Origin of the sequence: Isoptericola haloaureus, from assembly GCF_036689775.1 — a bacterium.
Classification (GTDB): domain Bacteria; phylum Actinomycetota; class Actinomycetes; order Actinomycetales; family Cellulomonadaceae; genus Isoptericola; species Isoptericola haloaureus.
Genome location: NZ_JBAGLP010000110.1, coordinates 1 through 13739 on the forward strand (window position 1 = coordinate 1; position 13739 = coordinate 13739).

Consider the following 13739-nt stretch of genomic DNA (forward strand, 5'->3'; position numbering starts at 1 on the left):
TCAAGCGCATCCGGTCCAAGATCGAGCCGGACCCCGGGGCGCCGAGCCTGCTGCTGACGGTGCGCGGGCTCGGCTACAAGTTCGCCGACACCGAGGGCTGAGCCGGAGCGAGCGTGCGAGCGCAGGCGCGGCCCGACCGTCGGTTCTGTGGGCTGAGCCGGAGCGAGCGTGCGAGCGCAGGCGCGGCCCGACCGTCGGTTCTGTGGGCTGAGCCGGAGCGAGCGTGCGAGTGCAGGCGCGGCCCGACCGTCGGTTCTGTGGGCTGAGCCGGAGCGAGCGTGCGAGTGCAGGCGCGGCCCGACCGTCGGTTCTGTGGGCTGAGCCGGAGCGAGCGTGCGAGCGCACCGGCGTGACCGCACCGTGATCTGGACCTTGCTGAGGGTCCGATCGCTGTTCATCGTTCGTTCACCTGCTCCTGGCCGGTGAGCCACCTGCGCTCCTTAACGTTCCCATCGAACGCCGGCGCCTGCCGGTGCCACCAACGTGTGAACAGGATGGAACGACTCGTGAACCTCAGCCGATTCACCCGTGCCGGATCTGCCGTCGCCGTCGGCGCGCTGGCCTTCAGCCTCGCCGCCTGTGGCTCGGACCCGGAGCCCGCGGGCTCCTCCGGCGACGAGACCACCGAGGCGACGGAAGACTCCGGCGACACGGAGGGTGGCCTGTCGGGCACGCTCTCCGGTGGCGGTGCTTCCTCGCAGGAGGCCGCCATGAACGCCTGGCGCGCCGGGTTCCAGGGGGCGAACCCCGAGGCGACCGTGAACTACGACCCCGTCGGTTCCGGCGGCGGCCGCACCGGCTTCGGCGACGGCTCCTACAAGTTCGCCGGTTCGGACGCCCCGCTGGACGACGAGGAGCTGGCCGCTGCCGAGGCGCAGTGCGGCGAGGGCGGGGTCATCGAGTTCCCCGGCTACGTCAGCCCGGTCGCGGTGGCCTTCAACCTCGAGGGCGTCGAGACCCTGAACATGGGCCCGGAGACCATCGCCAACATCTTCCTCGGCGAGATCACCTCCTGGGACGACGAGGCGATCGCCGCGGACAACCCGGACGTCGAGCTGCCCAGCACCGACATCACGGTCGTGCACCGCTCCGACGAGTCGGGCACCACCGAGAACTTCGAGGAGTACCTCTACACCGTCGCCCCCGACACCTGGACGGCCGAGCCGTCCGGCGTGTGGCCGGTCGAGGGCCAGGAGTCGGCCCAGGGCACCTCCGGTGTCGTCGGCGCCGCGCAGGCCGGTGAGGGCACGATCACCTACGCCGACGCCTCGCAGGTCGCCGACCTCGGCACCGTCGCGGTGGGTGTCGGTGGCGAGTTCGTCGAGTACTCGGCCGAGGCCGCCGCCGAGGTCGTGGCCCAGTCGCCGCGCACCGAGGGCACCAGCGAGTACGTCTACACGATCGACCTGGACCGCGACATCGCGGGCACCTACCCGATCGTGCTCGTCTCCTACAGCCTCGCCTGCACGACCTACGCCGACGAGGAGACCGCCGAGCTGGTCAAGGGCTTCCTCGGCTACGTCGCCAGCGAGGAGGGCCAGCAGGCCGCCTCGGAGGCCGCCGGCTCCGCGCCGCTGTCGGACACCATCCGCGAGGCCGTCCTGCCCGGCATCGAGTCGATCTCCGCGGGCTGATCCGACTCGTCGACCGACCGGCCACCGGCGGTCGGTCGGGACGCTCACCGCAGCGTCCCGACCGGCCGCCGGTACCGGCCGTCCGGCACCCGACACCGAGCCGAGTCCCGTGCCCGAGCACCAACGAGGGGTCCTTGTGAGTACCACCGTCAGTCCACCCGCCCAGGGTTCCCGGCGACGCCGCAGCGGCAACACCGACCGGGGCTTCAACCGCGTCTTCCGATGGATCGCCGTCGGGGCCGGAGCCACGATCCTGGCGGTCCTGGCCGCGGTCGCGCTCTTCCTGGTCTCCGAGGCCTGGCCGGCCATCATGGCCAGCCCCGAGGAGCTCGCCGAGGGCGTCCCGCGCTACCCGGAGGACACCTCCCTGCTGGCCTACCTCGGGCCGCTGATCTACGGCACGATCCTCGCCGCGGTGCTGGCGCTGTTCCTCGCGGTGCCGATCTCGATGGGCATCGCGCTGTTCATCTCGCACTACGCGCCGCGCCGGCTCTCCCAGCTCCTCGGTGCCCTGGTCGACCTGCTGGCCGCGATCCCCTCGGTGATCTACGGCCTGTGGGGCTTCTTCACGCTGGCGCCCGTGCTGACGCCGATCTGGATGTGGCTCAACGACAACCTCGGCTGGATCCCGCTCTGGGGCGGGAACGCCTCGCCGACGGGCCGGTCGATGGCCACGGTCGGCGTCGTCCTGGCGATCATGATCCTGCCGATCATCACCGCCGTCTCCCGCGAGGTCTTCCTGCAGACGCCGAAGCTGCACGAGGAGGCGGCGCTGGCCCTCGGCGCCACCCGCTGGGAGGTCGTCAAGACCGCCGTGCTGCCGTTCGGCCGCTCGGGCGTCATCTCCGCGTCGATGCTCGGTCTGGGCCGCGCGCTCGGCGAGACGATGGCGGTGCTGATGATCCTGTCGCCGGGGTTCACGTACAGCCTCGACATCCTGGCCGCCGGCCAGCACCAGACCATCGCGGCCTACATCGCGGCCGACTTCCCGGAGTCGACCGGGCTCGGTGTCAACACGCTGATCGCCGCCGGCCTCGCCCTGTTCGTGATCACGCTGGCCGTCAACATGGCCGCGCGCTGGGTCGTGGCCCGCCGCAAGGACTTCTCGGGAGCCAACTGATGAGTGCCGCTACTGACCACACCTCCCCGGGCGGCAGCTCCGAGACCGCCCGGCTGCTCTCCACCGTCGACACGGGACGTCGTCGCACCGACCGTGCCATGCAGGTGCTGATCTACATCGCCTTCGCGCTGGCGATGATCCCGCTCGGCTGGCTGATCTTCACGGTCGTCGCCCAGGGTGGCGACCGGATCAGCATGGACTTCCTGATGCAGTCGATGCGCAACATCTTTGGCGGTGACCCGCGCGGCGGGATCTACCACGCGATCCTCGGTACCGTCGTCATCACGGCGCTGGCCACGGTCATCTCCGTGCCGATCGGCATCCTGACCGCGATCTACCTGGTGGAGTACGGCAAGGGCTGGCTGGCCCGCGCGGTGACGTTCTTCGTCGACGTCATGACGGGCATCCCGTCGATCGTCGCCGGTCTGTTCGCCTTCTCGCTCTTCGCGCTCGTCTTCGGGCCCGCGGTCCGCATCGGGATCATGGGTGCGGTGGCCCTGTCGGTGCTGATGATCCCGGTCGTCGTGCGCTCCTGCGAGGAGATGCTCAAGCTCGTGCCGAACGAGCTCCGCGAGGCCTCCTACGCGCTGGGCGTCCCGAAGTGGCTGACCATCGTCAAGGTGGTGCTGCGCACCTCGGTCGCCGGGCTGACCACCGGCGTGCTGCTCGCGGTCGCCCGCGTCATCGGTGAGACGGCCCCGCTGCTGGTCACCGTCGGCGTCACCGACTCGATCAACGCCAACCCGTTCGACGGCCGCATGATGACGCTGCCGGTGTTCGCCTATCGTCAGTACTCGCAGGGTGACGCGCCCTGCCCCGGTGGGGACTCCGCGACCTGTGTCGCCGACATCGCCTCGCAGAACGCCTGGGGCGCGGCACTCGTGCTGATCGTCATGGTCCTGGCACTCAACCTGATCGGCCGCCTGATCACTCGCTGGTTCGCCCCCAAGCTGGGCTGACGCGCAGCCGACGATCAGCCACACTCACGAAGGAAGAAACGACGATGGCACAGCGCATCGACACCAAGGATCTGAACATCTACTACGGCGACTTCCTCGCCGTGCAGGACGTCAACATGACGATCGAGCCCAAGTCGGTCACGGCGCTCATCGGGCCGTCCGGCTGCGGCAAGTCGACCTACCTGCGCACGCTCAACCGCATGCACGAGGTCATCCCGGGTGCTCGGGTCGAGGGCCGTGTGGAGATGGACGGCGTGGACCTGTACGGCCCGAACGTCGACCCGGTCGCCGTGCGCAAGAACGTCGGCATGGTCTTCCAGCGCCCCAACCCGTTCCCGACGATGTCCATCCGGGACAACGTCCTGGCCGGGGTGAAGCTGAACAACAAGCGCATCTCGAAGGCGGAGGCCGACGACCTCGTCGAGTCCTCGCTGCACGGCGCGAACCTGTGGAACGAGGTCAAGGACCGGCTCGACAAGCCGGGTTCGGGCCTCTCCGGCGGTCAGCAGCAGCGGCTGTGCATCGCCCGCGCGATCGCGATCAAGCCCCAGGTGCTGCTCATGGACGAGCCCTGCTCGGCGCTCGACCCGATCTCGACCATCGCGATCGAGGACCTCATCGGTGAGCTCAAGCAGGAGTACACGATCGTCATCGTGACCCACAACATGCAGCAGGCGGCGCGCGTGAGCGACCGGACCGGCTTCTTCAACATCGCGGGCACCGGCAAGCCGGGCAAGCTGATCGAGATGGACGACACGGCGACGATCTTCTCCGCGCCGGCCGAGAAGGCGACCGAGGACTACGTCTCCGGCCGCTTCGGGTGATCCGTCGTCCGGTCGCCCCCGTGGGGCGGCCGGACCCGCACGACGAAGGCCCCTGCGCTCCCTCGGGAGCGCAGGGGCCTTCGTGCTGCCCGACGGCGGTCGGCGGGTCGGCTGGCGGGGGCGGGTGGACCCGCCGGCCGACACCGCAGCTCAGGGCAGGTAGTCGGCGTACTCCGGCAGCGTGCCGTCGAACACGGGCAGGTAGAACGGCTCGCTCTGGCCGGCGACCTCGAGGGTGGCCTCGAGGTTCCCGCCGGGGATCGTGGCGACCGGGCTGAGCAGGGTCTCCTCGCCGTCGGTGCCCAGGTAGACCGTCTCCTCGGCGGGCACCGCGACCGTGACGGGCGCCGCACCGCTGGCGGTCAGGGTGAACTCGACGTCCTCGCCGCTGTTGTTCGCCAGCGCGCCCAGCAGGTTGCCGTCGCCGCCCTCCTCGGTGGCGATGACCAGCAGGTTCAGCCCGCGCACCTGCGGGTCGTCGAAGTCGACCCGGGTGCCGTCCGACGGAGCATAGGGCAGCTCGGTGGTGATCGGTGCGCAGGCGCCGAGCGTCAGCGCCCCGACGGCGACGCCGGCGGCGAGTGCGGTACGGGCGGTGCGGGCGGAGCGAGCCACGTGCTCTCCTTCTGCTGGAGCGGTGCGGCGGAGTCGGACCCGCTCGCACGAGGTGTCACAGGGTGCAGGACGCGACGCGCCCCGCCCCATCTTAGTGGGGCCCGGGGGCGCAGACCCAGCCGTCTCACGTCACCGCTCTGACCTGCGAAAACAGGGTGTGGGGGAGTGTGGCGGGCGCCCGGGGGCCCGCGGTGGGCGGCGCCCTCCGTGATAGACTCGGCCACTGGGAAAGGGGACATCTGAAGATGACGTTCACAGTAGGCGAGACGGTTGTCTACCCTCATCACGGCGCCGCGCTGATCGAAGAGGTCAAGACCCGGAAGATCCGTGGCGAAGAGAAGATGTACCTCAAGCTCAAGGTCGCCCAGGGCGACCTGACGATCGAGGTCCCGGCGGACAACGTCGACCTCGTCGGGGTGCGTGACGTGGTGGACCAGGAGGGCCTGGACAAGGTGTTCGACGTGCTGCGCGCGCCTTACACCGAGGAGCCCACGAACTGGTCGCGCCGGTACAAGGCCAACCTGGAGAAGCTGGCGTCGGGCGACGTCATCAAGGTGGGCGAGGTCGTGCGCGACCTGTCCCGCCGTGACTCCGACCGTGGCCTGAGCGCCGGTGAGAAGCGCATGCTGGCCAAGGCCCGCCAGATCCTCGAGTCCGAGGTCGCCCTCGCCGAGGGCGTGGACGAGGAGAAGGCCGGCGCCATCATCGACGAGGTGCTCGCCTCCTGACGACCCTCGCGATCCTCACCGCGGCCGGTTCCGGCACGCGGCTCGGGCGGGAGATCCCCAAGGCCTTCGTCGACGTCGGTGGCGTGCCCATGATCGCCCTGGCGGCGCGTGGCCTCGCGGCCTCCGGCGTCGTCGACGCGGTGGTGATCACCGCGCCGCCCGGACGGTCCGCGGACATGGTCGCCGCCGTCGGCCCTCTCTCGGTCCCCTGCGACGTCGTCGAGGGTGGGGCCACCCGTCAGGCGTCCGTCGCAGCCGGTCTCGGCCGCGCCGACGCCGCCACCGACGTCGTCCTCGTGCACGACGCCGCCCGCCCGCTCGCCCCGCCGGCGCTCGTCGAGCGGGTCGTCACCGCGGTGCGCAGCGGCCGGTCCGCCGTCGTCCCCGGTCTGCCCGTGACGGACACGATCAAGCGCGTGGTGCCCGACGGCGGCAGCCCGGCCGCACCCGGCGGGGAGTCCGCCCAGCCGGTCGAGCGCGTCGTCGACACCCTCGACCGGACGGCGCTGAGGGCCGTGCAGACCCCTCAGGGCTTCGACCGCGAGCTGCTGCAGCGCGCGCACGCCGAGGGGGCGGCCCGGGCGGCTGCCGAGCACCTGGCGGCGACCGACGACGCCGGGCTGGTCGAGGCGCTCGGCGTCCCGGTGCACATGGTGCGGGGCGACGCCGCCGCCCTGAAGATCACCACCGCGCACGACCTGGCGGTGGCCGAGCTGCTGCTGGAGGGCCGATGATCCTGCCGCGTACCGGGATCGGTGTCGACGTGCACGCCCTCGCCCCCGAGGGCTCCGACCGCGAGCTGTGGGTCGCCGGGCTGCGCTGGCCGGGGGAGCGCGGCCTGGAAGGGCACTCCGACGCCGACGTGGCCGCGCACGCCGCCGCGGACGCGCTGTTCTCCGCGGCCGGCATCGGCGGGCTGGGCACGCACTTCGGCACGAGCGAGCCCGAGTGGGCCGGGGCGAGCGGGGCCGTGCTGCTCGCGGAGGCCGCGCGACGGGTGCGCGAGGCCGGGTTCGAGATCGGGAACGTCGCCGTCCAGGTGATCGGCAACCGGCCCAAGGTCGAGCCCCGCCGCACGGAGGCCGAAGCCGCGCTGACCGAGGCCGCCGGCGCGCCCGTCTCCGTCAGTGCCACCACGACCGACGGGCTGGGCCTGACCGGCCGCGGCGAGGGGATCGCCGCGATCGCCACCGCCCTCGTCGTCCCCCGCTGACCCCGTCCCGGTCGTTGTGGGCATGAAATCTGCAGTCCCGACATCCTCGAAGGCTGCAGATTTCACGCCCACAGCGACGCGGGCGGCGTCGGAGGGTCAGGGGAGACCGAGCACCCGGTCGGTGTAGTCGTTGCGCAGCACCCCGCCCGGGTCGACGGCGGCCCGCACCCGCGCGACGTCGTCCAGCGGGTAGTGGTCGGCCAGGTCCGCCGCCGTGCGGGTGTGCAGCTTGCCCCAGTGCGGACGCCCGCCGGCCGCGACGAAGATCTCCTCCGCCGCCCGGAAGTACCTCTCGCGCGGCATCCGGTGGTACTGGTGCACCGCGACGTAGGCGGTGTCCCGGCCCCGGGCGGTGGACAGCCACACGTCGTCCGCGGCCGTGCAGCGCACCTCGACCGGGAACGGCACCGGCTCGCCCGCGGCCCGCAGCCAGCGGTCCAGCTCGCGCAGCACCTCGCCCAGCGCGGCGCGCGGCAGCGCGTACTCCATCTCCGCGAACCGTACCCGCCGGCGCGTCACCATCACCCGGTCCGACGGCGCCACGTGGGTCCGGTCGCCGAGGACCGCCGCGCACGCGGCGTTCAGCCGGGGCACCGTGCGCGGCGCGGCGGCCGCCACCTGCATCACGCCGCCGAGGACCCCGTTGGCCAGCACCTCGTCGTCGAGGAAGGACCGGGCGGCGGCCCCGGCCGTCCGGAGCGCACCGGCCGGCCCGCGGCGGGAGGCCTCGTGCTCGGCCCGCTCGGCGGCGGAGACGCGGTCGTGGCTCCACGTGAGCATCCGGTCGGTGCCCGGGAACCAGTAGGCGTCGAACCGGTCGTGGCCGTCGAACAGCGCGTCGATGCCGCCGACCACCTCGTCCCACGGGCGGACCCGCTCGGTCGAGCGCAGCAGGTAGGCCGGCACGACCTCGAGCGTCACCGCCGACAGGATCCCGACCGAGCCCAGCCCGAGCCGCGCGACCTCGAACAGCTCGCGGTCGGGCGACCCCGGGGCGTCGCCGTCGGACACCGACCGCACCGACCCGTCCGGCAGCACCAGGCGCACCCCGCGCACCTGCGTGGCGAGCCCGCCGAGCCGTGCGCCGGTGCCGTGCGTGCCGGTGGAGATCGCCCCCGCGATCGACTGGCGGTCGATGTCACCGAGGTTGCGCATCGCCAGTCCCCACGACGCGAGCAGCCGGTTGAGCCGGTGCAGCCGCGTACCGGCACCGACGGTGACGAGGGCGGTGCCGTCCGGCCGCCGCTGCAGGGACTCCAGCCCGCTGAGGTGGTCGAGGCCGAGCATCAGACCGTCGGTGACGGCGGCGTCGGTGAACGAGTGACCGGCGCCGACCGCCCGCACGCGCAGACCGTCGGCGGCGGCCCGGGCGACCAGGGCGCGCAGCTCGGCCTCGTCCTGCGGTTCCGCGTGCCGGGCGGGTGCGGCGGCGTAGGTGCGACCCCAGGTGGTGAAGTTCACAGCGGACACTCTGCCACGGCCGGACGCCCGTGTACGGTGACGGCCATGAGGCTGACGGACCGGCTGTCCCGCGCCACCGCCGGGCTGCCCGGACCGCTCGCCGTCGTCGACCTGGACACCTTCGACGTCAACGCGGCCGACCTGCTGCGGCGGGCCGCCGGCACCCCCGCACGCGTGGCCGCGAAGTCCGTGCGCGTGCGCGCCCTCCTCGACCGCGCCCTGGGGGCCGGGTTCACCGGTGTCATGGCGTTCTCCCTCGCCGAGGCGCTCTGGCTGGTCGGCGGCGGCACCCGGGACGTCCTCGTCGGCTACCCGACCGTCGACACCGACGCCCTCGCCCGGTGGGCTGCCGACCCCGTCGCCCGCCGCGAGATCACCCTCATGGCCGACGACGTCGCCCAGGTCGCGCTCGCGTCCGCGGCCCTGCGCGACGCCCCCGCCGCCGGACCGGCCGGCTCGGTCTGCCTCGACGTCGACTGCTCGCTCCGGCTGGGCGTCGGGCGGTGGCGGGCGCACCTGGGCACCCGCCGCTCGCCGCTGCGGACGGCCGCGCAGGTCGCGGACCTGGCCGCCGCCGTCGAGACCACCGAGGGGCTGCGCGTGCGCGGGCTGATGTTCTACGAGGCCCAGGTCGCCGGGCTGCCCGACGCGAGCCCGGCGGTGCGGGCCGTGAAGCGGCTGTCGGTCCCCGACGTCGACCGTCGCCGACGTGATGTGCTCGCCGCCGTGCGGACCGCCGTCGGCCGGGACGTCGAGCTCGTCAACGCCGGGGGCACGGGGTCGCTGGAGTCCTCCGCCGCCGGCACCGGGGTCACCGAGGTGAGCGCCGGGTCGGGCCTGTTCGTCCCCGGCACGTTCGACCACTACCGGTCCTTCGAGGCGCGTCCGGCCGCGTTCTTCGGCCTCGACGTGGTGCGCACCCCCGGACCGGGCTGGGCGACGGCGTTCGGCGGCGGGTACGTCGCCTCCGGCCCCGCCGGGCCGTCCCGCCTGCCCCGGGTGGCCACGCCCGGCTGGGCGCTGACGCGCCGCGAGGGCGCCGGCGAGGTGCAGACGCCGCTGCGGCTCCGGCGCGGCGGGCGCGACCTGCGCGTCGGGGACCGGGTCTGGTTCCGGCACGCCAAGGCCGGCGAGCTGATGGAGCGGTTCGCGGCGGTGCACCTCGTGCGCGGCGACGAGGTCGTCGGCACCGTGCCGACCTACCGCGGCGAAGGACAGGCCTTCGGCTGAGCCGGAGCAGGTCCTCGAGGACCTGACCGGTACCCTGGACCGGTGACCTTGCAGCTTTTCGACACCGCCACGCGCTCCGTGCGCGAGTTCGCACCTCGGACACCCGGCAAGGTCGGCATCTACCTCTGTGGCGCCACCGTCCAGTCGGCGCCCCACGTGGGCCACCTGCGCCCCGCCGTCGCCTTCGACGTGCTGCGCCGCTGGCTGACCCGGTCGGGGCTCGACGTGACCCTGATCCGGAACGTCACCGACATCGACGACAAGATCCTCGCCAAGGCCGAGGCCGCCGGCGTGGAGTGGTGGGCGCACGCCGCCACCTACGAGCGCGCGTTCACCGCCGCCTACGACGCCCTCGGCGTGCTGCCGCCCACCTACGAGCCCCGCGCCACCGGCCACGTGCCGCAGATGGTCGCGCTCATGCAGCGCCTCGTCGAGCGCGGGCACGCCTACAGCAGCAGCCCCGGCAACGTCTGGTTCGACGTCCGCTCCTGGCCCGCCTACGGCGAGCTGACCACCCAGCGGCTCGAGGACCTCAACCCCGAGGGCGGGGACGACGCCGTCACCTCCGAGAAGCGCGACCCGCACGACTTCGCGCTCTGGAAGGCGTCCCGCCCCGGCGAGCCCGAGACCGCCGCCTGGGACACGCCCTTCGGGCGCGGACGTCCCGGCTGGCACCTGGAGTGCTCGGCGATGGCGCACCGCTACCTCGGCGAGGCGTTCGACATCCACGGCGGCGGCCTCGACCTGCGCTTCCCGCACCACGAGAACGAGCAGGCGCAGTCGCGCGCCGCCGGGTACGGGTTCGCCGACCGCTGGATGCACTCCGCCTGGGTCACCCAGCAGGGCGTGAAGATGAGCAAGTCGCTCGGCAACGGGCTGCTCATGAGCGAGCTGCTCACCCAGGTCCCGGCCGCCGTCGTGCGCTACGCCCTCGTGGCCGTGCAGTACCGCTCCATGCTCGAGTGGAGCCCGGACACGCTCGACGAGGCCCGGGCCACGTGGGAGCGGCTGACCGGGTTCGTCGCCCGGGCGGGCGAGCGCGTCGGGGAGGTCCCGCGGGCGGAGGTCCTCGCCGCCGACCTGCCCGCCGGGTTCGTCACCGCGATGGACGACGACCTCAACGTGCCCGCGGCGCTCGCCGTCGTGCACGAGACGCTCAAGGCGGGCAACTCGGCGCTCGCCTCCTCCGACGACGCCGCGGCGCGCGACGCGCTCGTCGCGCTGCGGGGGATGCTGGACGTGCTCGGGCTCGACCCGGCCGACCCGCAGTGGGCCAGCGCCGCCGACACGCGCGTGGCCGACGCGCTCGACGCCGTCGTGCAGGCCGAGCTCGACGCACGCTCCGCGGCCCGGGCCGCCAAGGACTACGCCACGAGCGACGCGATCCGGGACCGCCTCGCGGCGGCCGGCGTCGTCGTGCAGGACTCACCGGACGGCGCCCGCTGGACGCTGGCCGACGCGAAGGGGGAATGATGGCGGGGAACTCGCAGCGACCCGGTGCCAAGCGCAAGGCGGGCACCAAGAAGGGCGCGCAGGTCGGCAGCGGCGGTCAGCGCCGCAAGGGCCTGCAGGGCAAGGGGCCGACGCCGAAGGCCGAGGAGCGCACGTACCACCCGGCGTACAAGCGCAAGGTCGCGGCCGAGAAGCGTGCCGCGGCGCAGGCGCCCACGGGTGCCCGCAAGGGCGTGGCCCGGGGCACGCGCAAGGCCACCGGCGGTGCGGAGGTCGTGGCCGGACGCAACGCCGTGCTCGAGGCGCTGCGCTCCCAGGTGCCGGTGACCGCCGTGCACCTGGCCGAGCGCATCGACCACGACGACCGCACCCGGGAGATCCTCGAGCTCGCCTCGATCCAGGGCGCCCAGGTGCTGGAGAGCTCGCGCGGGGCGCTGGACCAGCTCACCGAGGGGTCCGTGCACCAGGGTGTCGCCCTGGAGGTGCCGCCGTACGACTACGCGTCGGTCGACGACCTGCTCGACGCCGCGGCCGAGGCGGGGGAGCCGCCGCTCATCGTGGCGCTGGACTCGATCACGGACCCGCGCAACCTCGGGGCCGTGCTGCGCTCCGCGGGCGCGTTCGGTGCGCACGGCGTGCTGGTGCCGTCGCGGCGGACGGCGTCCGTGACGGCGTCGGCGTGGAAGGTGTCCGCCGGTGCCGCCGCGCGGGTGCCGGTCGCCAAGGAGACCAACCTGTCGCGCACGCTGGCCGACCTGAAGAAGTCGGGGCTGTTCGTCGTCGGGCTCGACGCCGGCGGCGACGTCGCCGTGCGCGACCTGGCGTTCGCCACGGACCCGCTGGTGGTCGTGGTCGGTTCCGAGGGCAAGGGGCTCTCGCGCCTGGTGCGCGAGACCTGCGACGCCGTGGCGTCGATCCCGATCTCGTCGGACGTGGAGTCGCTGAACGCCGGTGTCGCGGCCGGGATCACGCTGTACGAGGTCGCACAGGCCCGCGCCGCGAAGTAGGCAACCTCTCCGCGAGGTAGGCAACAAACTGCCGAGGTAGGCAACCTACTGCCGAGGTAGGCAAGGTTCCCGCGAGGTGGGCATCGGCCCCACCTCGGCCGGAGATTGCCTACCTGGCTGAGATCTTGCCTACCTCGGCAGTAACCTGCCTACCTGGCCGAAAAGTTGCCTACCTCGCGGTCAGTCGCGGTCGCCCGGCTCGGCCGCGGCGTAGTGGAAGTAGTCCGCCTCCGGCCCCTCGGGCGCGTCGCCCGGCTCCATGCCGAGGATCGCCTTCTCGTCCGGGCGGTAGCGCAGGACGTTCTTCACGTACGACGCCACGGTCTCCGGCATCGGGACGTCGTGCCCGGACTGCTCGGAGATGAACCAGCGGTGGTCGAGGATCTCGTGGTACAGCTGCGCCGGCTCGAGCTTGCGCCGCAGCTCGCGGGGGACCGCCCGGACCGTGGGGTGGAAGACGTTCTGCAGCCAGTCGTGGGCGACGAGCTGGGGGTCGTCCTCCTGCCGGTCCGTCGCCGCCTGGTACGAGTCCAGGTCGTTGAGCAGCCGCCGTGCCTGGTTGTCCTGCACGTCCAGCCCGGTCAGCTTCAGCAGTCGGCGGGAGTGGTGCCCGGCGTCGACCACCTGGGGCTGGATGCGCACCGTCGTGCCGTCGATGTCGGTGGTGATGTCGAGCTCGCCGACGTCGAACCCGAGGGCGTTGAGCCGCTCGATGCGGGCGGCGACGCGCCACCGCTCGTCGGCGGCGAAGGCCTCGACGCCGGTCAGGGCCTCCCACAGGTCCCGGTAGCGGTCGACCAGGGAGTTGCCGAAGGCCACCTCGTCGATCTCGCTGTCGAGCAGCTCGCCGGCCGCCAGGTCCATGAGCTCGCCGATGATGTTGACGCGGGCGATCTCGAGGTCGTGCTCGCGCTGGCCGCGCGTGAGCTCGCGGTGCAGGGCACCGGTCTCGGCGTCGACGAGGTAGGCGGCGAACTGCTCGGCGTCGCGGCGGAACAGCGTGTTGGACAGCGAGACGTCGCCCCAGAAGAAGCCCGCGAGGTGCAGGCGCACGATCAGGACGGCGAGCGCGTCGATGAGCCGGTTCGCGGTCTCGTCGCGCAGCCACTGGCTGAAGACCGACCGGTACGGCAGCGAGAACGCCAGGTGCTCGGTGACCAGGGCGGCCTCCAGCGGCTCACCGCTGTCGGACGTCCGACCGGTGACGACCCCGACGGGGCGCACCGACGGGATCTCGAGCTTGCGCAGCTGTCGCAGCATCCCGTACTCGCGGAAGGCGACGTCCTGGCTGATCTCCTTGATCGCCAGCACGCGGCCGTCGAGCCGGACGAAGCGGACCACGTGCCGCGAGATGCCTCGCGGCAGCGCCGCGAGGACGTCGGCCGGCCAGTCGATCAGCGGGAGGCGCCACGGCAGGTCCAGCAGCGCGGAGTTCGGGGTCGCGGAGGTGATCTTGAGCTGCTCCACGGCACCTCCAGGTCTGTTGCGGTTCCCCG

Annotated in this window: 14 protein-coding genes; 11 read left to right on the forward strand and 3 right to left on the reverse strand. The window is 72.9% G+C overall.

Translation table 11 applies throughout. The features are described from left to right. The 5 genes from V5O49_RS03915 to pstB form a co-directional block, all read left to right on the forward strand. Positions 1 to 101: winged helix-turn-helix domain-containing protein (locus V5O49_RS03915; RefSeq protein ID WP_332900460.1), on the forward strand; the 101-nt coding region annotated here is incomplete at its 5' end. Between the two features lie 393 nt (positions 102 to 494). Further along, complete coding sequence (pstS, locus tag V5O49_RS03920) at positions 495 to 1634, forward strand: phosphate ABC transporter substrate-binding protein PstS (protein ID WP_332901084.1); 1140 nt, start codon at positions 495 to 497, stop codon at positions 1632 to 1634. A gap of 136 nt (positions 1635 to 1770) precedes the next feature. Beyond that, a complete protein-coding gene (gene pstC, locus V5O49_RS03925) occupies positions 1771 to 2754 on the forward strand; it encodes a phosphate ABC transporter permease subunit PstC (RefSeq protein WP_278235406.1) in 984 nt (327 codons plus the stop codon). After that, positions 2754 to 3713, forward strand: a complete 960-nt coding sequence (gene pstA, locus V5O49_RS03930) for a phosphate ABC transporter permease PstA (RefSeq protein WP_332901085.1) — start codon at positions 2754 to 2756, stop codon at positions 3711 to 3713. The genes pstC and pstA overlap by 1 nt, the downstream gene beginning before the upstream one ends. Positions 3714 to 3757: 44 nt before the next feature. Then, complete coding sequence (pstB, locus tag V5O49_RS03935) at positions 3758 to 4537, forward strand: phosphate ABC transporter ATP-binding protein PstB (RefSeq protein ID WP_332901086.1); 780 nt, start codon at positions 3758 to 3760, stop codon at positions 4535 to 4537. Between the two features lie 150 nt (positions 4538 to 4687). Here pstB and V5O49_RS03940 read toward each other — a convergent pair whose 3' ends face one another. Continuing rightward, positions 4688 to 5152 (reverse strand): hypothetical protein, encoded by a 465-nt coding sequence (locus V5O49_RS03940; RefSeq protein WP_332901087.1) that lies wholly within the window; start codon positions 5150 to 5152, stop codon positions 4688 to 4690. Between the two features lie 245 nt (positions 5153 to 5397). Here V5O49_RS03940 and V5O49_RS03945 point away from each other — a divergent pair, with 245 nt between their 5' ends. The 3 genes from V5O49_RS03945 to ispF are packed head-to-tail and all read left to right on the forward strand — an operon-like array spanning position 5398 to position 7093. After that, the gene (locus V5O49_RS03945; protein WP_171247024.1) at positions 5398 to 5880 is read left to right on the forward strand and encodes a CarD family transcriptional regulator; all 483 of its coding nucleotides are present in this window, start codon (positions 5398 to 5400) and stop codon (positions 5878 to 5880) included. Then, positions 5877 to 6614: a 2-C-methyl-D-erythritol 4-phosphate cytidylyltransferase gene (gene ispD / locus V5O49_RS03950; protein ID WP_332901331.1), complete on the forward strand. Its 738-nt coding sequence runs from the start codon at positions 5877 to 5879 to the stop codon at positions 6612 to 6614. The genes V5O49_RS03945 and ispD overlap by 4 nt, the downstream gene beginning before the upstream one ends. After that, positions 6611 to 7093 (forward strand): 2-C-methyl-D-erythritol 2,4-cyclodiphosphate synthase, encoded by a 483-nt coding sequence (gene ispF, locus V5O49_RS03955; protein ID WP_332901088.1) that lies wholly within the window; start codon positions 6611 to 6613, stop codon positions 7091 to 7093. Before ispD ends, ispF begins: the two co-directional genes overlap by 4 nt. Positions 7094 to 7189: 96 nt before the next feature. On the opposite strand, the gene V5O49_RS03960 is transcribed toward ispF, so the two are convergent. Beyond that, positions 7190 to 8554, reverse strand: coding sequence for a D-arabinono-1,4-lactone oxidase (locus V5O49_RS03960; RefSeq protein ID WP_332901089.1), 1365 nt, complete (start codon positions 8552 to 8554; stop codon positions 7190 to 7192). Between the two features lie 45 nt (positions 8555 to 8599). Here V5O49_RS03960 and V5O49_RS03965 point away from each other — a divergent pair, with 45 nt between their 5' ends. Genes V5O49_RS03965 through rlmB form a run of 3 tightly spaced genes read left to right on the forward strand, consistent with a single transcriptional unit; the run spans position 8600 to position 12243 of the window. Next, complete coding sequence (locus V5O49_RS03965; RefSeq protein WP_332901090.1) at positions 8600 to 9784, forward strand: type III PLP-dependent enzyme domain-containing protein; 1185 nt, start codon at positions 8600 to 8602, stop codon at positions 9782 to 9784. A gap of 42 nt (positions 9785 to 9826) precedes the next feature. Further along, on the forward strand, positions 9827 to 11257 hold the full coding sequence (gene cysS / locus V5O49_RS03970) for a cysteine--tRNA ligase (protein ID WP_332901091.1): 1431 nt from the start codon (positions 9827 to 9829) through the stop codon (positions 11255 to 11257). Continuing rightward, the gene (rlmB, locus tag V5O49_RS03975) at positions 11257 to 12243 is read left to right on the forward strand and encodes a 23S rRNA (guanosine(2251)-2'-O)-methyltransferase RlmB (RefSeq protein WP_332901092.1); all 987 of its coding nucleotides are present in this window, start codon (positions 11257 to 11259) and stop codon (positions 12241 to 12243) included. The genes cysS and rlmB overlap by 1 nt, the downstream gene beginning before the upstream one ends. A gap of 180 nt (positions 12244 to 12423) precedes the next feature. Here the strand turns inward: rlmB and V5O49_RS03980 are convergent, their stop codons facing one another. Next, positions 12424 to 13710, reverse strand: coding sequence for a DUF4032 domain-containing protein (locus V5O49_RS03980; RefSeq protein WP_332901093.1), 1287 nt, complete (start codon positions 13708 to 13710; stop codon positions 12424 to 12426). Positions 13711 to 13739: the final 29 nt, after the last annotated feature.